The 20548-nt window shown below is 66.6% G+C and carries 17 protein-coding genes and 2 tRNA genes; 7 read left to right on the top strand and 12 right to left on the bottom strand.

The window, feature by feature from the left end:
- Nucleotides 1-68: 68 nt before the first annotated feature.
- The 4 genes from MJO54_RS00095 to pknB are packed head-to-tail and all read left to right on the top strand — an operon-like array spanning nucleotide 69 to nucleotide 6056.
- Complete coding sequence (locus tag MJO54_RS00095) at nucleotides 69-1478, top strand: peptidoglycan glycosyltransferase RodA (protein ID WP_046283946.1); 1410 nt, start codon at nucleotides 69-71, stop codon at nucleotides 1476-1478.
- Complete coding sequence (gene pbpA, locus MJO54_RS00090; protein ID WP_046283941.1) at nucleotides 1475-2956, top strand: D,D-transpeptidase PbpA; 1482 nt, start codon at nucleotides 1475-1477, stop codon at nucleotides 2954-2956. Before MJO54_RS00095 ends, pbpA begins: the two co-directional genes overlap by 4 nt.
- A complete protein-coding gene (locus MJO54_RS00085) occupies nucleotides 2953-4185 on the top strand; it encodes a protein kinase domain-containing protein (protein ID WP_046283940.1) in 1233 nt (410 codons plus the stop codon). Before pbpA ends, MJO54_RS00085 begins: the two co-directional genes overlap by 4 nt.
- A complete protein-coding gene (pknB, locus tag MJO54_RS00080; protein ID WP_065152033.1) occupies nucleotides 4182-6056 on the top strand; it encodes a Stk1 family PASTA domain-containing Ser/Thr kinase in 1875 nt (624 codons plus the stop codon). Before MJO54_RS00085 ends, pknB begins: the two co-directional genes overlap by 4 nt.
- An 18-nt stretch (nucleotides 6057-6074) precedes the next feature.
- On the opposite strand, the gene MJO54_RS00075 is transcribed toward pknB, so the two are convergent.
- Together MJO54_RS00075 and MJO54_RS00070 are read right to left on the bottom strand one after the other, a co-directional pair.
- Nucleotides 6075-6743 carry an aminodeoxychorismate/anthranilate synthase component II gene (locus tag MJO54_RS00075; protein WP_105294871.1) on the bottom strand — a complete coding sequence of 223 codons (669 nt, stop codon included), beginning with the start codon at nucleotides 6741-6743 and terminating at the stop codon, nucleotides 6075-6077.
- 46 nt (nucleotides 6744-6789) lie between these two features.
- A complete protein-coding gene (locus MJO54_RS00070; RefSeq protein ID WP_105294870.1) occupies nucleotides 6790-7551 on the bottom strand; it encodes a DUF881 domain-containing protein in 762 nt (253 codons plus the stop codon).
- Nucleotides 7552-7643: 92 nt separating this feature from the next.
- Here MJO54_RS00070 and crgA point away from each other — a divergent pair, with 92 nt between their 5' ends.
- Complete coding sequence (gene crgA, locus MJO54_RS00065; RefSeq protein ID WP_046283937.1) at nucleotides 7644-7928, top strand: cell division protein CrgA; 285 nt, start codon at nucleotides 7644-7646, stop codon at nucleotides 7926-7928.
- Nucleotides 7929-8069: 141 nt separating this feature from the next.
- On the top strand, nucleotides 8070-8501 hold the full coding sequence (locus MJO54_RS00060) for a PH domain-containing protein (protein ID WP_105294869.1): 432 nt from the start codon (nucleotides 8070-8072) through the stop codon (nucleotides 8499-8501).
- 20 nt (nucleotides 8502-8521) lie between these two features.
- On the opposite strand, the gene MJO54_RS00055 is transcribed toward MJO54_RS00060, so the two are convergent.
- A complete protein-coding gene (locus MJO54_RS00055) occupies nucleotides 8522-9070 on the bottom strand; it encodes a peptidylprolyl isomerase (protein WP_078058862.1) in 549 nt (182 codons plus the stop codon).
- 39 nt (nucleotides 9071-9109) lie between these two features.
- Here MJO54_RS00055 and cwsA point away from each other — a divergent pair, with 39 nt between their 5' ends.
- Nucleotides 9110-9535 carry a cell wall synthesis protein CwsA gene (gene cwsA / locus MJO54_RS00050; protein ID WP_065152013.1) on the top strand — a complete coding sequence of 142 codons (426 nt, stop codon included), beginning with the start codon at nucleotides 9110-9112 and terminating at the stop codon, nucleotides 9533-9535.
- 31 nt (nucleotides 9536-9566) lie between these two features.
- Here the strand turns inward: cwsA and MJO54_RS00045 are convergent.
- The 9 genes from MJO54_RS00045 to dnaA all read right to left on the bottom strand — a co-directional run bounded on the left by MJO54_RS00045 (nucleotide 9567) and on the right by dnaA (nucleotide 20509).
- A tRNA-Ala gene (locus MJO54_RS00045) sits at nucleotides 9567-9639 on the bottom strand.
- A 12-nt stretch (nucleotides 9640-9651) separates the two neighbouring features.
- Nucleotides 9652-9725: transfer RNA gene (locus tag MJO54_RS00040), tRNA-Ile, on the bottom strand.
- A gap of 84 nt (nucleotides 9726-9809) precedes the next feature.
- Entirely contained in the window at nucleotides 9810-10640 is an 831-nt protein-coding gene (locus MJO54_RS00035; protein ID WP_064888361.1) for a DUF3566 domain-containing protein, read from the bottom strand.
- Nucleotides 10641-10696: 56 nt separating this feature from the next.
- Complete coding sequence (gene gyrA / locus MJO54_RS00030) at nucleotides 10697-13192, bottom strand: DNA gyrase subunit A (protein ID WP_046283932.1); 2496 nt, start codon at nucleotides 13190-13192, stop codon at nucleotides 10697-10699.
- Nucleotides 13193-13283: 91 nt separating this feature from the next.
- Complete coding sequence (gyrB, locus tag MJO54_RS00025) at nucleotides 13284-15335, bottom strand: DNA topoisomerase (ATP-hydrolyzing) subunit B (RefSeq protein WP_105295350.1); 2052 nt, start codon at nucleotides 15333-15335, stop codon at nucleotides 13284-13286.
- Between the two features lie 199 nt (nucleotides 15336-15534).
- Nucleotides 15535-16113, bottom strand: coding sequence for a DUF721 family protein (locus MJO54_RS00020; RefSeq protein WP_046283930.1), 579 nt, complete (start codon nucleotides 16111-16113; stop codon nucleotides 15535-15537).
- The gene (recF, locus tag MJO54_RS00015) at nucleotides 16110-17270 is read right to left on the bottom strand and encodes a DNA replication/repair protein RecF (RefSeq protein ID WP_046283929.1); all 1161 of its coding nucleotides are present in this window, start codon (nucleotides 17268-17270) and stop codon (nucleotides 16110-16112) included. Before recF ends, MJO54_RS00020 begins: the two co-directional genes overlap by 4 nt.
- Before the next feature lie 38 nt (nucleotides 17271-17308).
- Entirely contained in the window at nucleotides 17309-18505 is a 1197-nt protein-coding gene (gene dnaN / locus MJO54_RS00010) for a DNA polymerase III subunit beta (RefSeq protein ID WP_105295351.1), read from the bottom strand.
- 534 nt (nucleotides 18506-19039) lie between these two features.
- The gene (gene dnaA, locus MJO54_RS00005) at nucleotides 19040-20509 is read right to left on the bottom strand and encodes a chromosomal replication initiator protein DnaA (protein WP_046283927.1); all 1470 of its coding nucleotides are present in this window, start codon (nucleotides 20507-20509) and stop codon (nucleotides 19040-19042) included.
- Between the last annotated feature and the right edge of the window lie 39 nt (nucleotides 20510-20548).

The raw sequence follows: 20548 nt of genomic DNA, 5'->3' as shown, positions 1-20548 counted from the left end.
GGAGCGATGCGGAGAAGCGGCGCGCCTTGAACACCGCCGGCGACGACGCAGTGCGGAGCGATGAGGAAGTGAGCACGGCGCCGCAGCCGCCGGTGACGCTGACCCCGGCGCTGCCGGATCGACGTAACGCCGAACTGCTGCTGCTGTGCTTCGCCACCATCATCATCGCGGTGGCGATGCTGATCGTCGAGGCCGGTCACGAGCAGGGCCTGCGCCCCGACCTGGTCGGGTACGGGGTGGCGTTTCTGGTGCTTTTCGGCTTCGCGCACCTGGTGATCCGGCGGTCGGCGCGTTATGCCGACCCGCTGCTGCTGCCAGTGGTGGCGCTGCTCAACGGCCTTGGGCTGGTGATGATCCACCGCATCGATCTCGGCGTCGGGATCGACGGCGCCGACGCGCGGCCCGGCGCCAGCGCGCAGATGCTGTGGACACTGGTCGGCGTAGGCGTCTTCGCCCTGGTGCTGGTGGCCCTCAAAGACCATCGCCAACTCTCCGGCAGCGGCTACGTCTGCGGCCTGGCCGGCCTGGTGCTGCTGGTGATTCCCGCCCTGCTGCCGGCCTCGCTGTCCGAGCGCCAGGGTGCCAAGATCTGGATTCGGTTGCCGGGCTTCACAATTCAGCCCGCCGAGTTCTCCAAGATCTTATTGCTGATCTTCTTTGCCGCGGTGCTGGTGTCCAAGCGCCGGCTGTTCACCAGCGCCGGCAAGCACGTGCTGGGCATGAACCTGCCCCGGCCCCGCGACTTGGCGCCGCTGCTGGCTGCCTGGGTGATCTCGGTCGGAGTCATGGCGTTCGAGAAGGACCTCGGTACGTCGCTGCTGCTGTACGCATCGTTTTTGGTGGTGGTGTACCTGGCCACCCGCCGGTTCAGCTGGATGGTGATCGGCATGCTGCTGTTCGCCGCCGGCAGCGTGGCCGCCTACTTCCTGTTCAGCCACGTCCGGGTGCGGGTGCAGACTTGGCTGGACCCCTTCGCCGACCCGGAAGGCGTCGGCTATCAGATGGTGCAGTCGCTGTTCAGCTTCGCCACCGGCGGCATCTTCGGCACCGGATTGGGCAACGGACAGCCCGGTTATGTGCCCGCGGCGTCGACCGACTTCATCATCGCCGCATTCGGCGAGGAGCTGGGCCTGGTCGGGCTCGCGGGCGTGCTGATCCTCTACACCATCGTGATCGTGCGCGGGATGCGGACAGCGATCGCGGTGCGTGACAGCTTCGGCAAGCTGTTGGCCGCCGGCTTGGCCGCCACCTTGGGCATTCAGCTGTTCATCGTGGTCGGCGGGGTGACGAAACTGATTCCGCTGACCGGGCTCACCACCCCGTGGCTGTCCTATGGCGGATCATCGTTACTGGCCAACTATGTGCTGCTGGCGATCGTGCTGCGCGTCTCGCACGCCGCCCGCCGGCCGCTGAGCACCCATCCCGTGCGTCCGACTCCGATCGGCGACACCGGCACGGCGGTGATCGAGCGCGTATGAATACCTCCCTGCGCCGCGTCACGATGACCCTGATGGCGCTGATCGTGCTGCTGTTGGGCAACGCCACCCTGACCCAGGTCTTCGCCGCCGATGGGCTGCGCGCCGACCCGCGAAACCAGCGGGTGCTGCTCGACGAATACTCCCGGCAACGCGGCCAGATCACCGCCGCCGGCCAACTGCTGGCCTACTCGGTCGCCACCGACGGCCGGATCAAATACCAGCGCATCTACCCCGAACCGGCGGTGTACGCGCCGGTCACCGGGTTCTACTCGCTGCGGTACTCCAGCAGCGGCCTCGAGCGCGCCGAGGACACCGTGCTCAACGGGTCGGACCCGCGCCTGTTCGGGCTGCGGTTAGCCGACTTCTTCACCGGCCGCAGCCCGCGCGGCGGCACCGTGGAGACCACCATCCGGCCCCGGGTGCAGCAAGCCGGCTGGGAGGCGATGCAGAAGGGTTGCACCGGCGGCTGTCGCGGTGCGGTGGTGGCCCTGGAGCCGTCCACCGGCAAGGTCCTGGCGATGGTGTCCGCGCCGTCATATGACCCCAACCTGCTGTCCTCGCACGATTCGGCCAAGCAGGGTCAGGCCTGGCAACAGCTGCGCGACGACCCCGCCTCGCCGCTGACCAACCGCGCCATCAGCGAGACCTACCCGCCGGGTTCGACGTTCAAGGTGATCACGACCGCAGCGGCGCTGCAGGCCGGCGTCAGTGAGAACGAGCCGCTGACCAACGCGGCGCGCATCGCGCTACCCGACAGCACGGTCGCGCTGGAGAACTACGGCGGTACCACCTGCGAGGGCGGCAACGAGCAGACCGTTCCGCTGCGGATGGCGTTCGCACGTTCCTGCAACACCGCCTTCGTCCAGTTGGGTATTCGTACCGGCGTGGACGCTCTGCGCAGCACTGCCCAGGGGTTCGGGCTGGATATCACCCCCGAACCGATGCCGCTGCAGGTCGCGGAGTCCACCGTCGGCCGAATCGGCGACGCCGCCGCTCTCGGCATGACCAGCATCGGACAGAAGGATGTCGCCATCACCCCGCTGAAGAACGCGGTCATCGCGGCAACCATCGCCAACGGCGGGCTGACCATGCAGCCGTATCTGGTCGACGGCCTCGAGGGTCCGGACCTCGCGGGCATCGCCACCACCCAACCGCGCGAGCAGCGCCGTGCAGTGTCCTCGCAGGTCGCGGCTAAGCTAACTGAACTAATGATCGACGCCGAAAGAATGACCCAGCAGGAGGGGGCCATCCCGGGCGTACAGATCGCGTCGAAGACCGGCACCGCCGAACACGGTGCCGATCCGCGGAACACCCCGCCGCACGCGTGGTACATCGCCTTTGCCCCGGCCAGCGCCCCGAAAGTGGCCGTTGCCGTCCTGGTTGAAGACGGTGGCGACCGCTTGGCCGCCACCGGCGGTGCCTTGGCCGCCCCGATCGGCCGCGCCGTGATCCAGGCCGCGCTGCAGGGGCGCTCATGAGTCCGCAGGTCGGCGCGGCACTGGCCGGGCGCTATCGGTTGCAGCGGCTCATCGCCACCGGCGGAATGGGCCAGGTGTGGGAGGCCGTCGACAACCGGCTGGGCCGGCGCGTCGCGGTCAAGGTGCTCAAGCCGGAGTTCTCCTCGGACCCGGAGTTCATCGAGCGGTTCCGCGCCGAGGCCCGCAACACCGCGATGCTCAACCACCCGGGTATCGCCAGCGTGCACGACTACGGCGAGACCGAGCTGGACGGCGAAGGCCGCACCGCGTTCCTGGTGATGGAATTGGTCAACGGTGAGCCGCTGAACTCGGTGCTCAAGCGGACCGGGCGATTGTCGCTTCGGCACGCCCTGGACATGCTGGAGCAGACCGGGCGCGCACTGCAGGTGGCGCACAGCACCGGGCTGGTGCACCGCGACGTCAAGCCCGGCAACATCATGATCACGCCCACCGGCCAGGTGAAGATCACCGACTTCGGCATCGCCAAGGCCGTCGACGCCGCCCCGGTTACCCAGACCGGCATGGTGATGGGCACTGCCCAGTACATCGCCCCGGAGCAGGCGCTGGGCCAGGACGCCACCGCCGCCAGTGACGTGTATTCGCTGGGTGTGGTCGGCTACGAGGTGCTCTCGGGCCGTCGACCGTTCACCGGCGACGGTGCGCTGACCGTCGCGATGAAGCACATCAAGGAGCCGCCGCCGCCGCTGCCGGCCGAGTTGCCGCCCAACGTGCGCGAACTGATCGAGATCACGCTGGCCAAGAACCCGGGGATGCGCTACCGCAGCGGCGGCCCGTTCGCCGACGCGGTGGCCGCGGTGCGGTCCGGGCGCCGTCCCACCCGACCCAGTCAGGCACTGCCGGCCGGGCGTGCCGCCCCGTCGGCCATCCCATCGGGTGTCGTCACCCGGGCCGCTCCACCGGTGTCGGCCCGGGCCACCGCGGCGCGCCGGGCCCGGCCCAGCACCGGGACCCATCGCACGCCCCCGCCGCGACGCACGTTCACCGCCGGGCAGCGCGCGCTGCTGTGGGCGGCCGGGGTGCTCGGCACGCTGGCGATCATCATCGCGGTGCTGATCGTGGTCAACGCGAAGAGCCCGGGCGGTTCCCTGGCGCCGGCCACCGTCACCGACACCGGGGCGCCGCTGACCAGCTCGTCGAGCTCTGAATCGTCCTCGGCGTCACCGCCCGCGCACTCGTCGGGTTGGACCTGGCACGGGACGTCGCGATGACCACGCCGCAGCGGCTGTCGGACCGCTACGAGCTCGGCGAGATCCTTGGATTCGGCGGGATGTCGGAGGTGCACCGCGCCGTCGACACCCGCCTGCACCGCGAGGTCGCCGTGAAGGTGCTGCGCGCCGACCTGGCCCGCGACCCCAGTTTCTACCTGCGCTTCCGGCGGGAGGCGCAGAACGCCGCTGCCTTGAACCACCCGGCGATCGTCGCCGTCTACGACACCGGTGAAGCCGAGACCCCGGCCGGTCCGCTGCCCTACATCGTGATGGAGCTCGTCGAGGGCGTCACCCTGCGAGACATCGTGCACAGCGACGGGCCAATGCCGCCGATCCGCGCCATCGAGGTGATCGCGGACGCCTGCCAAGCGCTGAACTTCAGCCACCAGCACGGCATCATCCACCGCGACGTCAAGCCGGCCAACATCATGATCGACATGCACAACGCGGTGAAGGTGATGGACTTCGGCATCGCCCGGGCCGTCGCCGACGCCGGCAACAGCGTCACCCAGACCGCCGCCGTGATCGGCACCGCCCAGTATCTCTCGCCAGAACAGGCTCGCGGCGACACCGTCGACGCCCGCTCCGACGTGTACTCGCTGGGCTGCGTGTTGTACGAAATCCTCACCGGTGACCCACCTTTCGTCGGCGATTCACCGGTGGCGGTGGCCTACCAGCACGTCCGCGAAGACCCGGTGCCACCGTCGCAGCGGCTCCCGAGCCTGCCCGCCGATCTGGACGCCGTGGTGCTCAAGGCACTGGCGAAGAATCCAGACAATCGCTACCAGACCGCCGCTGAGATGCGCGCCGATCTGGTGCGGGTCCACAACGGGGAGACGCCCGAAGCCCCCCGGGTGCTCACCGCGGCTGACCGTGCCTCGATCATGACGCCGCGCGCCGGCGACGGTATCGGCGCGCAGACCGACCCGCTGCCCCGCCAGGAGCTCGACTTCGGCCACGAGCGGCCGGGCTCGGTGGGCCGCTGGCTGATCGCCGCGATCGTGCTCGCCGTGCTGACCGTCATCGTCACGGTGTCGATCAACACGTTCGGCGGCCGCACCCACCAGATTCAGGTTCCCGACGTCAGCGGCCGTGCGTCGGTCGACGCGATCGCCGAACTACAGAACAAGGGCTTCAAGACCCGCACCGAGCAGCGCGCCGACTCGACCGTCCCGCCCGACCATGTGATCGGCACCGACCCGCCCGCCGGCGCCCCGGCGAACAAGGGCGACAAGATCACCGTCGACGTGTCCTACGGGCCGGAGCAGCGCCAGCTTCCCGATGTGGCGACGTTGAGCTACGCCGACGCGGTCAAGAAGCTGACCGCCGCCGGGTTCGGCAAGTTCAAGCAGGTCAACTCGCCGTCGACCCCGGAACTCAAGGACAAGGTGGTCGGCACCAACCCGCCGGCGAATCAGACCACGGCGGTCACCAACGAGATCATCATCGTGATCGGCAGCGGCCCGGCCACCAAACCCGTTCCCGACGTCACCGGCCAGACGCTGGATCTGGCGCAGAAGAACCTGACCGTCTACGGCTTCACCAAGATCACCGAGGTGACGGTGGACAGTCCGCGGCCGGCCGGCGAGGTGATCGCCACCAGCCCGCCCAGTGGTGAGACGGTTCCGGTGGACGCGGTGATCGAGCTGCGGGTGTCGCGGGGCAACCAGTTTGTGATGCCGGATCTGGCCGGCATGTTCTGGACCGACGCCGAGCCGCAGCTACGGGCACTGGGCTGGACCGGCATGCTGGTCAAGGGCGCCGACGTCGACGCCGGGGGGTCCGGGCACAACCGGGTGCTCTACCAGAGCCCCGCGGCCGGACAGGGTGTGAACACCGACGGCAACATCACACTGCGCTTCGGCCAGTAGTTCGTCGTCAGCGATCGGCTACGGAACAGGGGCGGGCGGGCGAGCGGTCTGCACAGTCGCGGCGATCTCGTCCTCGAGCCGACGCACCAAAGCGTCGTCGCAGGCATACCCGCAGTAACCCAGCCAGTTGGCCAGCATCCGGTGACCGCCCTCGGTGAGGATGGACTCCGGGTGGAACTGCACCCCGTGGATGGGCAGCTCGGTGTGCCGGACCGCCATGATCACGCCGCCGCGGGTGCGCGCCGTCGCCTCCAGAACGGGGGGCAGCGTCTCGGGCAGGATCGTCAACGAGTGGTAGCGGGTGGCCGTGAATGGGTCCGGCAGACCCTTGAGGACCCCGGCATCGGAGTGAAAGACCGTGCTGGTCTTGCCGTGCAGCAGCTCCGGCGCCCGGCCCACGGTGCCACCGAAGGCCACGCCGATCGCTTGGTGCCCCAGACAAACTCCCAGCACGGGGATCCCCGCGGCTGCGCACGCACCGACCAGGGCGATCGAGGCGCCGGCCCGTTCGGGCGTGCCCGGTCCGGGGCTGAGCAGCACCCCGTCGAAGTCGGCCACCGCAGTGGCAGGGTCGGCGAGGCGGGCGTCGTCGTTACGCCAGACGGCAGCCTCTACACCCAACTGGCCCAGATACTGGACCAGGTTGAACACAAAGCTGTCGTAATTGTCGACGACGAGGATCCGCACGACCAACAGGCTACCGCCGTGTTGATGGCGGGCGGCGGCGCACCAATCAATAGTCCACCGGCCCGGCCGGCACGGCATAGCGCATCCGGGCGACGGCCGGCGTCTCGGCAACCGCGAGATCCGTCCCCACCTGTTCGCTGTAGCCCAGGCCGAACCGGATCACGTACTGCTTGTACAGCGTGATCAGGGGATCGGCGGCCAAGGCGGCCTGCATCGCGGCCGGGTCACCGATTGCGGTCACCACGTACGGGGGGCTGTAGGTTCGGCCGTCCAAGAGCAGGGTGTTGCCCACGCACCGCGGCGCCGACGCCGCGGTGATCCGCTGGTCCTGCATCTGCACCGCTTCGGCGCCGGCGCTCCACAACGCGTTGAGCACGGCGGAGATGTCCTGTTGGTGCACCACCAGGTCGTCGGGGGAGGCGTCCCGGGGAAACCGGCCGTTGGCGTCGCGCTGGGCGTCGGTCAGGGTCACCACCAGGCCCGGGCCGTGCATCGCCTCCAGGCCGGCGGCCTCGGCGAGCTGCTCGCTGCGTTTGCGCATCGCAGACAGGGCAACCCCGGAGCCTCGGCCGTGCACGGACCCCACGCCGGCTGCCAACGTGTCACGTTGCGCGGTGAGTTCTTCCACCGTGGCCTGGGTTGCGCGGACCAGGTCAACCAGCCGGGGGGCGTCGCCGCGCCGGATCTCTTTGCCGCCGGAGACCCCGTGCGTGGCCGCCAACAGCAGGCCGGCCAGTAGGCAGACCAGCGGGACTCCGAGCCGCCACGGGGAGCGGCGGCCGGAAGACGGCAGCCCGTTGCGCTCCATCGGCTCTCCCGTTCTCGGCTGGGTTATCCTGCTGGGCTAATCTCGTACCGACCCATACTCGCAGCTTCACGCCGCACTTTCCCGAGGTACCGATGCCCAAGTCCAAGGTTCGCAAGAAGACCACCAGTTTCGCCCCCTCGTCGGTGAGCCGTACCCCGGTCAAGGTCAAAGGCGGCCCATCGAGCACATGGTTCGTCGCACTGTTCTTGGGGCTGATGCTCCTCGGACTGGTGTGGCTGATGGTGTATCAGCTGGGGGCCACCGGGCTGGACGCCCCCGCGGCGCTCAACTGGATGGCTGAGCTGGGCCCGTGGAACTATGCCATCGCGTTTGCCTTCATGATCACCGGGCTGTTGCTCACCATGCGCTGGCACTGAGCTGCGCAGACGCGGTATTTCGGTTATGTCGGGCCGCCGCCGATGCCAGCTGGGCAACCAACCACCTGCCCAATCACATCGATGTGATTTATCCCCACTGTGGACAACTCCTGTAGATAACTTTGAAACCCGCAGGTCGAGATGACTCAGGACGGGCATGAGCAGACGGAGTGGTCGCCACCGGCGGGTGGAATCGCCGGTTGCGCGCTGGTCGGGGCGGTACTAGCCATCGGCGCTGCGACGGTCGCCACCGATACGCCGGGACGCGTTTTGGCCAGCGTTGCCGGAGTGGGTCTGATGGTGTTTGCCGGGCTGTCGTGGCGGGCCCGGCCCAAGCTGGCGCTGACTTTCGACGGCCTCGAGCTGCGCGGTTGGTGGCGCACCCGAGTGCTCACCCCGGACAGCCTCACTCGGCTTCGGGTCACGGAGTATCAGCGCATCGGGCGCAAGCATCGGCTACTGGAGATCGAGACTCTCGATGACGAGTTGCTGATCTTGTCGCGGTGGGATTTAGGAACCGACCCACGCGATGTGTTCGAAACACTGTCAGCGGCCGGCTACACCGGCCGCTGACAACAAGCTGCGCGTCGCTGTTAGGCGACGGTGATCGACTCGATGACGACAGGCTCCGTAGGCCGGTCGGCACGGTCGGTCGCGGTGGTGGCGATGGCGTCCACGACGGCCTGTGAGTCCGCGTCCACGACCTCACCGAAAATGGTGTGCTTGCGGTTCAAGTGCGGGGTCTGGCCCACGGTGATGAAGAACTGCGAGCCGTTGGTGCCCGGTCCGGCGTTGGCCATCGCCAGCAGGTAGGGCTTGTCGAACACCAGCTCGGGGTGGAACTCGTCCTCGAACTTGTAACCGGGGCCGCCGCGGCCGGTACCGGTCGGGTCGCCGCCCTGGATCATGAATCCGCCGATCACCCGGTGGAACACCGCGCCGTCGTAGAACGGACCCGACGAGCCGCCGGAGGCGTTGGTGGTCGAGTACTCCTTGGTGCCCTGGGCCAGGCCGACGAAGTTGGCCACGGTCTTGGGGGCGTGGTTGCCGAACAGCGCGATCTTGATGTCGCCGCGGTTGGTGTGCAGCGTGGCAGTTGCGGTGGCAATGGAGCTGGAGGTCATGGGATCACAGTCTGCCATTCGCGGCGTGGTGGGCTGCGTCACGGGTAGCGTTGTGCCATGCGCCTGGCGACCGAGACCCCGCTGACCCACCGAGAGCGCCTGACACGGGGGCTCGCCCATACCGCTGCCGGGCCGGTGGATGTGGCGCTTGGCGCCGCGGGTCTCAGTGGCGCCGCTGTGCGGCGCGGGGCGGTGGAACTACGCCGGCGCTATCGGGAGAGCCAACTGTCCGACCGCGTCGCCGAGGCCGCCGAAGCCGCGGCCCGGGAATTGGCCGCCGCCCAAGAGGCCGTTGCCGGCTTCCCGGAGCTGCTGGAGGGACGTCCCCCTCGCCGTCATGTTCGCCGATCCTGGGTGATCGTGGCGGCCGCCGGCGCGGCACTGCTGGCGGGCGGGGTGGTGGCGGTGTTGATCCGCCGCTCGAACCGGCCTCAGGAGTCGTCGCCGCGCCCACCGAGCGTGGACGCACAGCACAAGATTTAGTACGCAGGGCGACGCTTTCGCGGTCGCATTGTGGAGCCTAGGAGATTCGAACTCCTGACATCTGCCTTGCAAAGGCAGCGCTCTACCAACTGAGCTAAGGCCCCTGGTGGGACTCGTGGGCCTAGGAGGACTCGAACCTCCGACCTCTTCGTTATCAGCGAAGCGCTCTAACCGCCTGAGCTATAGGCCCGTAGTCGTCTAACGACCGAGCGAGATTACCGCACCAAACGCCCGCCGACCAAAATGCGACTAAAAGGCCAGCGCAGGCGGGCGGTCAGTCCCGGTCGGCCAGGGTTACCTCCACACCGCCGACCACGTCGGTACTGAGGTTGTAGATCACCACGCCGAGGGTGGCCATCGCGGTCAGCACCACGACATTCACCAGCCCGATCAGCGCGGCGCCGCCGAAAATCGAACCGGCGGAAACCAGTTCGGCGGCACTGTTGTTGGTCAACAGGTCGCCCACATTGCTGTTCAGCTTGCTCCAGACGCCCATGGCGCCCAAAGCGACGTACAGCACTGCCACCGCGATCATCCAGACGAAGAACAGCGCCGTCGACAGCAGCAACGACACCTTGAGCGCGCTCCAGGGGTCGATTCGGCGGATCTGCATGCTGGCGCGCAGCGGCCCGCGCGTGCCCGCCGATACCTGCGGGCGGCGGGCCGGAGACCGCCGCTGCGCCGGTTCGGACAGATCCGGCAACTCGCTGGCGTAGGCGTCGTCGGGCTGGGCGGGCTTCACCGGTGGCGCGGCCTTGGCGGCCGGCTTGGCCGGTGGAGCCGGCGGCTTGGCGGGCTGGGCCGGCGGCTTGGCCGCAGCCTGCTGCGGTGCGCCGGGGGCGGGAGGCGCCGTCGGGGCAGCCGTACCGGACACGAACCGGCGGATCCGCTCGTCAACGCCGGCGGAGTGCGCCCCGCCGTCGCCGGGTCGAGCCGGTGCGGGCGGGCGGGCCTGGCCGCCGCGCTGCCACGGCGGGGCTTCCCCGGTCTCGGTGATCCGGCCGGGACGGCCCGGGGGCCGTTGACCTGGCTCGGCCGGACCGTTTCCGGCCGACTCCGCCTTGCCCCCATTGCCCGGGTGCCCCGGCTCGTTCGGTGCGCTCACCCACGACTCCTTACCTGCGTATCCCCACCGCGCCGCGGCCGGGTCTGACGTCGGGTTTAGCTACCCGAGTCCTCGTCGGCCGCCTCTTCGTCAGCGTTCCGCGCAATCGCTATCAGTGTGTCGCCCTCACCCAAGTTCATCAACCGAACGCCCTTAGTCTGCCGTCCGGCCTTGCGAACCTGCCGTGCCGCGGTGCGAATCACGCCGCCACCGGAGGTGATCGCGTAGAGCTCGCTCTCGTCGTCGACGATCAGGGCCCCAACCAGCGAACCGCGCTTCGGGTCATACTGAATGGTCAGGATGCCCTTGCCGCCGCGACCCTGCGCGGTGTACTCCTCGATCGCCGTGCGCTTGGCGTACCCGCCCGCCGTGGCCACCAGCAGATAAGTGTCCTCGCGGACCACGTTGAGCGACAGCAGCCGGTCATCGGCGTTGAACCGCATGCCCTGCACACCGGAGGTGGCGCGCCCCATCGGCCGCAGCGCGTCGTCGGTCGCCGAGAACCGGATGGACTGACCGTTCGCCGACACCAGCAGCAGGTCCTCCTCGGCGGAGCACAGCACCGCGCCCACCAGTTCGTCCCCGTCGCGCAGGTTGATCGCGACAATGCCACCGGACCGGTTGGAGTCGAAGTCGGTCAGCTTGGACTTCTTGACCAGACCGTTGCGGGTGGCCAACACCAGATACGGCGCGTCTTCGTAGCTCTTGATCTGGATGACCTGAGCGATGCGCTCTTCGGGCTGGAAGGCCAGCAGGTTGGCGACGTGCTGGCCGCGTGCGGTGCGCAACGCCTCCGGCAAGTCGTAGGCCTTGGCTCGGTACACCCGGCCCTGCGTGGTGAAAAACAGGATCCAGTCGTGCGTGGAGCAGACGAAGAAGTGCGCGACGATGTCGTCCTGCTTGAGGCCGGCGCCCTGTACACCCTTACCGCCGCGCTTCTGGCTGCGGTACAGATCGGTCTTGGTGCGCTTGGCGTAGCCGGTCTCGGTGATGGTGACCACCACGTCCTCACGGGCGATCAGATCTTCGTCGGCGACGTCCCCGTCGGCGGCGATGATCCGGGTGCGCCGGTCGTCGCCGTGCTTCTCGACGAGCTCCGCCAACTCGTCGTGCACGATCGCGCGCTGTCGTTCCGGCTTGTCCAGGATGTCCTTGAGATCGGCGATCTCGGCCTCGATCTTGGCCAATTCATCGATGATCTTCTGGCGTTCCAGCGCCGCCAGCCGGCGCAGCTGCATGTCCAGGATCGCTTGTGCCTGAATGTCATCGATGTCGAGCAGCTCGATCAGGCCCTGGCGAGCGATGTCGACGGTCTGCGATGCCCGGATGAGGGCGATCACCTCGTCGAGCGCATCGAGAGCCTTGACCAGACCGCGCAGGATGTGGGCGCGCTCTTCGGCTTTACGGAGCCGGTAGCGGGTACGCCGAACGATGACATCCAGCTGATGCGCCACGTAGTAGCGGATCATCTGATCCAGCCGCAGGGTGCGCGGCACCCCGTCGACGATCGAGAGCATGTTGGCGCCGAAGCTGGTCTGCAACTGGGTGTGCTTGTAGAGGTTGTTCAGCACCACCTTGGCCACCGCGTCGCGCTTGATCTCGACGACGATGCGCAGGCCCACGCGGTCACTGCTCTGGTCTTCAATGTTGGCGATTCCCACCAACTTTCCGTCGCGCACCTGCTCGGCGATCGACGTGATGAAGTTGTCGTGGTTGACCTGGTACGGCAGCTCGGTGATGACCAGCAGGGCCCGCCCACGCGAGTCCTCCTCGATCTCAACGACGCCGCGCATCCGGATGGAGCCGCGCCCGGTTCGGTAGGCGTCATTGATGCCCTGCGAACCGACGATCAGGCCGGAGGTGGGGAAGTCGGGGCCCTTGACCCGCTCCATCACCGCTTCCAGGGTGGTCTCTTCGTCGGCCTCGTGGTTGTCCAGGCACCAGAACACCGCTTCGGCGAGTTCGCGCAGGTTGTGCGGCGGGATGTTGGTTGCCATACCGACTGCGATACCGCCGGAACCGTTGGCCAGCAGGTTCGGGAACCGGCTCGGCAACACCGTCGGCTCTTGCACCCGGCCGTCGTAGTTCGGGACGAAATCGACCGTTTCCTCGTCGATTTCGCGCAGCATCTCCATGGCCAGCGGGGTCAGCCGGGCCTCGGTGTAACGCATGGCGGCCGCGGGGTCATTGCCCGGCGAACCGAAGTTGCCCTGGCCGTCGACCAGCGGGTAACGCAGCGACCACGGCTGGGCCATCCGGACCAGGGTGTCGTAGATCGAGGCGTCGCCGTGCGGGTGGTAGTTACCCATCGTCTCGGCAACCGACCGTGCGGATTTCGCGTGGCTGCGGTCGGGACGGAATCCGGAGTCATACATCGCGTAGAGCACGCGGCGGTGCACCGGCTTGAGACCGTCACGCACCTCGGGCAGTGCACGGCCCACGATCACGCTCATGGCGTAGTCGATGTAGCTGCGCTGCATCTCCTGCTGGATGTCGACCGGTTCGATCCGGTCTACCGAGTCGTCTCCGGGTGGCAGCGTGGTGTCTGTCATCTATTCCTCGTTCTGTGAAGAAGTCAGTCAGGTCAGATGTCGCGATATCTCGTCAACGTCGCTCGGCGTCGCCCGACATCGCGGTCCATCTCTAAACGTCCAAGAAGCGAACGTCTTTCGCGTTCCGCGTGATGAAGCTGCGGCGGGCCTCAACGTCCTCGCCCATCAGGATCGAGAACAGCTCGTCCGCGGCAGCAGCGTCGTCGAGGGTGATCTGACGCAGCACCCGCACGCTCGGGTCCATCGTGGTCTCCCACAACTCCTTGGCGTCCATCTCACCGAGACCCTTGTAGCGCTGAATGCCGTCATCCATGTTGATCTTCTTGCCGGCGGCTTTGCCGGCTTCGAGCAGACCGTCGCGTTCGCGGTCGGAGTAGGCGAATTCGGCGTCGTTGCCGCGCTGCCACTTGAGCTTGTACAGCGGCGGCTGCGCCAAGAACACGTGGCCGTGCTCCACCAGCGGCCGCATGAAACGGAACAGCAGGGTGAGCAGCAGCGTGGAGATGTGCTGGCCGTCGACGTCGGCGTCGGCCATCAGCACGATCTTGTGATAGCGCAGCTTGGAGATGTCGAACTCGTCGTGAATACCGGTGCCCAGAGCGGTGATAATCGCCTGAACCTCGTTGTTCTTCAGCACACGGTCGATACGCGCCTTCTCGACGTTGATGATCTTGCCGCGCAGCGGCAGGATCGCCTGGAACATCGAGTCGCGGCCACTCTTGGCCGAGCCGCCGGCTGAATCACCCTCCACCACATACAGTTCGGACTTACTCGGGTCATTAGAGCGGCAGTCGGCCAGCTTTCCGGGCAGACCGCCGAGATCCGTTGCGCTCTTGCGCCGCACCAATTCTCGGGCTTTGCGGGCGGCCATCCGAGCCTGCGCCGAAGAGACCGCTTTGTTGATGATGGTCTTGGCTTCGGCGGGGTTGGCCTCGAACCAGTGGCCGAGCTGCTCATTGCAGACCTTCTGCACGAACGACTTGACCTCGGTGTTGCCCAGTTTGGTCTTGGTCTGCCCCTCGAACTGCGGCTGGGACACCTTCACCGAGATGACCGCGGCCAAGCCCTCGCGGATGTCGTCACCGGTGAGGTTGGGATCCTTGTCTTTGAGCAGCTTCTTGTCTTTGGCGTACTTGTTGACCACGCTGGTCAACGCCGACCGGAAGCCCTCCTCGTGGGTGCCGCCTTCGGCGGTGTTGATGGTGTTGGCGAAGGTGTGCACCGACTCCGAGTAACCACCGTTCCACTGCAAAGCGATCTCGACTTCGTGTCCGGTTCCCTTGCCGTCGAAGTCGACGATGGTCGGGTGGATCGCGGTCTTGCTGCGGTTGATGTGTTGAACGAAATCGCGCAGCCCGCCCGGGTAATGGAAGACCCGGTGCTTGACCTTGTGCGGGGCGACTGCCTCGGCGGCCTGTTCCTCGGCGGTCTTCGGTGCTTCGGCGGTATCGCTGACCACTTCGTCAACGACCTCTTCGACGCGCACCCGCTCGTCGGTCAGGTCGATGGTCAGGCCCTTGTTGAGGAACGCCATCTCCTGCAACCGACGTGCGACGGTCTCGAAGTCATAAGTAGTGGTCTCGAAGATGTCCGGATCCGCCCAGAACCGGATCGTGGTGCCGCTCTTCTTGCTCTTCTCACCCTTGCGCAGGGTTCCCGGAACCGACTTGTCGTAGGTCTGGAACCACTCGTAGCCGTCTCGGAAGATGTCGGCTTCCAGGCGCGTCGACAGGGCGTTGACCACCGAGACACCGACGCCGTGCAGACCACCGGAGACGCTGTAGGCGCCTTCTTCGAACTTTCCGCCGGCGTGCAGCACGGTCATGACGACGTCCACGGTGGGTACGCCGGTGGCGTGCATGGCCACCGGGATGCCTCGACCGTCATCGGTGACCTCGACGCCACCGTCTTCGAGGATGCGGACGGTCACCTTCGAGGCGTAGCCGGCCATGGCCTCGTCGACGGCGTTGTCGACAACCTCCCAGATCAGGTGGTGGAGACCGCGTTCACCGGTGGAGCCGATGTACATACCGGGTCTTTTACGGACTGCTTCGAGGCCTTCGAGAACCTTGATCGAATCGGCACCATATTTGTTTTGGGCAGCCACGGTCGGGGAGCTCTCCTCAGGTTCGCAAGTCAGCATTCGACGCATCACTCGGGTGCATGCGCGGGATACTGAGCCAGTCTACCTTGGGGCCCCGACGGCGAGCATTTTCTTCGGCTGTTTCTACCTACCTGATTGCGCCGTGGCGTCGATATCGCGGTTTGCCTCGTGTCCCGCCGGTGGCCGGAGCGATTTTTTTGCTCGTAGCGCCACACAGGCGCCAGATTCCAGAGGTAGCTCAGCCGTAGGTGTCGCGTGGGCCCCGACCCGAGACGTGGAGCGGCCCTTTGCGCCAGGAAGGAGCCGTCGGGCCGGTGATCTTGAGCGTCTTCACCACGCCGTCGCCGACGGCCGCGGCGATCTTGGCCAGCAATTGGGCCTGGACCAGGCGTAACTGGGTGGCCCAGGCCGTCGATTCGGCCGCGACGCTGAGCACCCCGTCGGAGAGCCGGGTGGGAGTTGCGTGCGAAGCGATGTCGTCACCGACCACGGAGCGCCATTGACCCAGCACCGTGCCTTCGGCCACCTGAGCAGACCAGCCCCGGGATTGCGCCAAATCTCGGGTGGCGGCGCCCAGGCTCTGGGGATCCCGGCGATCCGGTCCCGGCCCCGACCAACTGCGGCGGCCACCGCCGGTGCCCGGGGTACGGCGGCGCAGCGGAGCCCGGCGGCCTTGCCCGACGTCTTTGCCCTGGCTGCGGGCCGCTTCGCGTGCTTCGGCCAGCGTCCGGCGGACAAGATCCATGCCGGTCAGGCCGGCCAGGTGCGCCGGTGGCTGCAGAGCCGGTTCGTCGTGAGATTCGTCGAAGTCGGTCACGAAGCTTCGTCCATCAATCCCGACACCCTGCCCTCGTCGCCTTCAGTGACCGCGATACGAATACGGCGGGCGTGCCAGTCGGCGGGGACATCGTCGGGGACGGCGGCGGTGATCAAGACCTGCTCTGCCGACGCAGCGACGCCGGCCAGCGCCCGGCGCCGCGCGGCGTCTAGTTCGGCGAAGACATCGTCGAGCAACAGCACGGGCTCGGCGCCTTCGCTGCGGAGTAATTCATAGGAAGCCAGTCGCAGCGCCAGAGCCATTGACCATGACTCACCATGGCTGGCAAAACCTTTCACCGGTCGGTCGCCGAGCCGCAACTCCAGCTCGTCGCGGTGCGGGCCGACCAGGCACACGCCGCGTTCCAATTCCGCACTGCGGCGACGCGCCAGCTCCGCGAGCAGGGCTTCTTGCAGTTCGACCGCGCTCGGGTTCTCGGCACCGACGGGGAGCTCGAGTTTCGGCCGATAGGCCACGGCGGCGGTTCTGGTGCCGGGCGCCAGGAGTTGATAGGCCTTCTCGACTTCCGGCGCCAACTGGTTGACCAGATCAATGCGGGCGGCCATCAGCTCAGCGCCGTGCAACGCCAATTGGGAGTCCCAGACGTCAAGGGTGTCGAGCACCGCTCGATCACCGCGGTGCAGTGCGCCCGGGGCACTTTTGAGCAGCGCGGTGCGCTGTCGTAGCACCTTGTCGTAGTCGGCGCGTACCCCGGCGATCCGCGGACGGCGCACGCTGGCCAGTTCGTCCAGGTAGCGGCGGCGCTCACCGGGATCCCCGCGCACCAGCGCCAAATCTTCGGGGGCGAACAACACCGCACGCAGCACCCCCACGACTTCGCGGGCGTGGCGCACCGGCGCACGGTTGAGCCGCACCTTGTTGGCCCGACCTGCGGCGATCTCCAAATCGACAGCGAGTTCGCGCCCCTCGTTCACCACGATGGTGGACACCACTGCGCGGGTGGCGCCCGATCGAATCAGTGGCGCGTCCGTGGCCACCCGGTGGGATCCTAAAGTGGACGAATACCACAGTGCTTCAACGAGATTGGTCTTCCCAAAGCCATTCGGTCCGACCAGCACCGTCGCGCCCGGTTCCAGTTCCAGATCAACGTGCGCCCAGGACCGGAAATCCCGCAGGCCCACGTGGCGGACATACACCGAGAAACCAACCCCTCCCGTCGTCGCTGCCGCGGCGATTAGCCAGGCAGGCGAACCGGCATCAACAGGTAGACGTAATCCGACGGCACCGCCGGGAACGGACCCTCACCGATCAGCGCAGGATCCTCGGCACTGGCTGGGCGCAGCACCGCCGGCTTCTTCGGATCCGTGAAACCCATCGACACTTTCTCGCTGTGCAGCGATCCCAACCCGTCGGTGAGGTAGGTCGGGTTGAATGCGATCGTCAACGGCTCGCCGACGAAGTCGATCGGCAGATCTTCCTCGGCACGACCGACGTCTTCCGCGCCGGCCGACAGTCGCAGAGTTCCGTCGGACAGCTCCATGCGCACCTGGGCGCCCCGGTCGGCCACCAAAGCCACACGCTTGATCGCCTCGGTGAGCTCAGCGACACCGATGGTGGCGACAGCAAGGTGCTCGCTGGGCAGCAGCTGCCGGAATTTCGGGAATTCGGCATCTAACAGTCGAGTCGTGCTGCGCTTTCCAGCGCTGGTGATACCCAGCAGGCCCTCATTGCCGACCGAAGCACCAGCGCCCAAAGCCAGATGCACCTCGTTACCGTCGCTGCTGGCCTTGGCCGCTTCGGCGAGGGTCTTCGCCGGGACCAAGACCGCCGCTTCGGTACCGGGTGCGGCAGTCCAACTCAACTCGCGAACGGCCAGGCGGAAACGGTCGGTGGCAGCCAAAACCACTGTGTTGCCGGAGATTTCGACACGTATACCGGTCAACATGGGCAGCGTGTCATCGCGGCCGGCGGCCACGGCTACCTGGCTGATCGCCTCGGCGAACACATCGGAGGACAGCACACCCGTTTCGTCGGGCAACGTCGGCAACGTGGGGTAGTCCTCGACCGTCATGGTGGGCAGCGAGAATCGTGCATTCCCACAGGTCAAGGAGACCCGAGTGGACTCGACCTGGACTTCGACCGGCTTGGCCGGCAGCGCCCTGGTGATATCCGAGAGCAGTCGTCCTGATACCAAAACGCTTCCAGGAGAAGCGATCTCAGCAGCAAGCTGAACTTCGGCGGAGACTTCGTAATCGAATCCGGACACGGTCAGACCGTTGTCGGAACCGGTCAGCAGTACCCCGGCCAACAGTGGCACCGTGGGCCGGGCCGGCAGAGACTTCGCCACCCACGCCACCGCGTCAGCGAAGTCATCCCGGTCCAGGCGGAACTTCAAGTCGGTCAGACCCGCGTTCGTGGTCGCCGCGTCCATAACGTCCTCTCGTCACCCCGATATCGAGCTCTACCCTGCGGCGACTGGTGAACACCCCCACCCGCGGCCGTGCAACGCCCCACGCCGAAGTGTAAGAGCGGTAGGTCACCAACCGTAGAGCCTGGACGGCCTTCTTGAAAGTTAAACCTCGACACCGAGCGGCTCAGCATGGCCTTGGCCACCGACGAGCTTGGCCGGTTGTGAACAGCCCGGGTTGACCCGAATCCCCAACGACCTGTTTTTAAAAAGAATCGAGGGATAACTCCCAGTATTAGTAGTAAGTCCTGTGGATGCTGGGCACAGCGTGGCATCGTCGCTGCTGAGCGGGGGCACCGGGCTGGGGAGCACCAGTGAATGACACGCCCGGGTCGGCCGACACGGCTGTGTATGACTGAGCCGGTGTGGATCGACTGACGGTTCGTTATCGGATCGTGGACAGGTTCTCCGCAGCGGTATCCACAGGCGTTGACCGTGACGGGTGGTACGAGTGGGTCCAAAGTTTTTTGTAAGAAGGACGGACTACAAAGCCGCGAATCAGCGCTTGGCGCGCTGCCGGATCCGGGTAGTGAGCTCTTTGACTTGATCGAAGACCTCGCGTCGCTCGGCCATCTCCCCGCGGATCTTGCGTTCGGCGTACATCACCGTGGTGTGATCACGCCCGAAGGCCTGCCCGATCTTGGGTAGTGACAGATCCGTGAGTTCGCGGCACAGATACATGGCGATCTGGCGGGACTGGGCCAGCGGGCGGGTCTTGCCCGGGCCGCGCAACTCCTCGACGCTGGTGTCGAAGTATTCGGCGATGACAGCCATGATGATCGCGGCGCTGATCTGCATGGTGCTGGCGTCGGCGATCAGGTCACGCAACACAATCTCGGCCAACGCCCGGTCGATCGGGGTCTTGTTGAGCGAGGCGAATGCGGTGACGCGGATCAGCGCACCCTCGAGTTCGCGGATGTTGCGTTCGATGCTGGTGGCGATGAGTTCGAGCACGTCGCCGGGCACGTCCAGACGATCCATCTGCGCCTTCTTACGCAAAATGGCGATCCGGGTCTCCAGATCCGGCGGCTGGACGTCGGTGATCAATCCCCACTCGAAACGGGTGCGAAGCCGATCCTCAAGGGTGGCAAGCTGTTTCGGTGCGCGGTCGGAAGTGATCACGATCTGCTTGTTGGCGTTGTGCAGCGTGTTGAAGGTATGGAAGAACTCTTCCTGGATACCTTCTTTGCCCTCGATGAACTGGATGTCATCGACCAGCAGGACATCGATGTCGCGGTAGCTGCGCTTAAACGCCACCTTGCGGTCGTCGCGAAGTGAGTTGATGAAGTCGTTGGTGAACTCTTCGGTGGAGACGTACTTGACGCGCATCCCGGGAAACAGCCGCTGGGTGTAGTTGCCGGCCGCGTGCAGCAGGTGAGTCTTACCCAGACCGGATTCACCCCAGATGAACAGGGGGTTGTAGGCGCGTGCCGGTGCTTCGGCGATGGCCAGCGCGGCGGCGTGGGCGAACCGGTTGGACGTGCCGATGACGAAGGTGTCGAAGGTATAGCGCCGGTTGAGGCTCGCGCCGTCGGCGGTAGGCGAGTCCTCACTGGGCCGTTCGGTGAAGTAGTTGGGCCAGTCGTACTCGACGTCGGTGGTGTCGTCGTCTTCGTCGTCGGCGCGTACCTCTACACCGCTGTCGGTGCTGGATGCGCTGGGTTGGTCCTCTACGGGTTGCGGCGCGATCCGAACCCCGAGCTCGATGGCGTGACCGAGGCGTCGGCTGAGTGCGTCGGTGATCTGGGTCCGCAGATGCCGTTCTATTTCGTTTTGGACGAAGCTGCTCGGAACCGCCAGCAGAGCAAAACCCTCGACAATGGCAAGCGGGTGGACCAGCTTGAGCCAGGCCTTCTGCTGGGGAGTCAATGTCGGTGCCGCACCGTTGGTTGGCGGGGCTTCACCGTTGAGTTCGGCTACTACCTCGTCCCAGAGACTGAGGAACGCAGTGCCGGGGTCCTCACTCAAAGCCCCATCCCCCTGGTTCGACGCCGTCTGGCCTGGCAC

It is taken from the genome of Mycolicibacter virginiensis, from assembly GCF_022374935.2.
GTDB classification, from domain to species: domain Bacteria; phylum Actinomycetota; class Actinomycetes; order Mycobacteriales; family Mycobacteriaceae; genus Mycobacterium; species Mycobacterium virginiense.
The sequence above is the reverse complement of the archived record's forward strand: the minus strand, read 5'-3'. Positions and strand labels throughout refer to the sequence as shown.

Excerpts from the sequence above, each read along its gene's own strand:
- cwsA (WP_065152013.1), top strand. The coding sequence starts at position 9,110 with ATGCGCCTGGCGACCGAGACCCCGCTGACCCACCGAGAGCGCCTGACA.
- pbpA (WP_046283941.1), top strand. The coding sequence starts at position 1,475 with ATGAATACCTCCCTGCGCCGCGTCACGATGACCCTGATGGCGCTGATC.
- dnaN (WP_105295351.1), bottom strand. The coding sequence starts at position 18,505 with ATGGACGCGGCGACCACGAACGCGGGTCTGACCGACTTGAAGTTCCGC.
- MJO54_RS00055 (WP_078058862.1), bottom strand. The coding sequence starts at position 9,070 with ATGGCAGACTGTGATCCCATGACCTCCAGCTCCATTGCCACCGCAACT.
- MJO54_RS00060 (WP_105294869.1), top strand. The coding sequence starts at position 8,070 with ATGACTCAGGACGGGCATGAGCAGACGGAGTGGTCGCCACCGGCGGGT.
- MJO54_RS00085 (WP_046283940.1), top strand. The coding sequence starts at position 2,953 with ATGAGTCCGCAGGTCGGCGCGGCACTGGCCGGGCGCTATCGGTTGCAG.
- gyrA (WP_046283932.1), bottom strand. The coding sequence starts at position 13,192 with ATGACAGACACCACGCTGCCACCCGGAGACGACTCGGTAGACCGGATC.
- pknB (WP_065152033.1), top strand. The coding sequence starts at position 4,182 with ATGACCACGCCGCAGCGGCTGTCGGACCGCTACGAGCTCGGCGAGATC.
- gyrB (WP_105295350.1), bottom strand. The coding sequence starts at position 15,335 with ATGCTGACTTGCGAACCTGAGGAGAGCTCCCCGACCGTGGCTGCCCAA.
- crgA (WP_046283937.1), top strand. The coding sequence starts at position 7,644 with ATGCCCAAGTCCAAGGTTCGCAAGAAGACCACCAGTTTCGCCCCCTCG.
- MJO54_RS00070 (WP_105294870.1), bottom strand. The coding sequence starts at position 7,551 with ATGGAGCGCAACGGGCTGCCGTCTTCCGGCCGCCGCTCCCCGTGGCGG.